Origin of the sequence: Gluconobacter sp. P1D12_c, assembly GCF_018812105.1 — a bacterium.
Classification (GTDB): domain Bacteria; phylum Pseudomonadota; class Alphaproteobacteria; order Acetobacterales; family Acetobacteraceae; genus Gluconobacter; species Gluconobacter oxydans_A.
On the sequence record NZ_JACSIQ010000785.1, the window covers coordinates 1 to 375 of the forward strand.

The following is a 375-nucleotide window of genomic DNA, read 5'->3' on the forward strand; positions in this document are numbered from 1 at the left end:
TCAGCTCATTCCTCAACTGGCGACGCTCAGCAACAGCAACAGCAGGAATGAACATGATATGCCTAAACTGTTCATCCATCTGCTTAGCTAATCCAGACAGCAAACCCACCTTGAAAAAGGTGCCATCCTGCTTCTTACGCCTAGACGGAATCCCCAGACCTTCAAGCCTGTCAGCAATGCGATCAGATTGAAGCCTTATGGCCTCATCCCTGCCAATGCGTTCAAGATGTTTAAACACATCAACCTTGTTCCCACTGTTGCGACGAAGAAGCTCATAAAAACCTATCCGAGAAGATGACTCACACCCATTCTCAGACGGTCCTGCATCAAAAATCTCTCCGCGTGATTCCTTCGCTTCCTTAACCTCTGGAACGT

The 375-nt window shown here is 48.0% G+C and carries 1 protein-coding gene; it reads right to left on the bottom strand.

Going from position 1 to position 375, the window contains the following annotated elements:
- A partial coding sequence (locus tag KP705_RS19190) for a hypothetical protein (RefSeq protein ID WP_215765460.1) occupies positions 1–375 on the bottom strand: 375 nt, incomplete at both ends.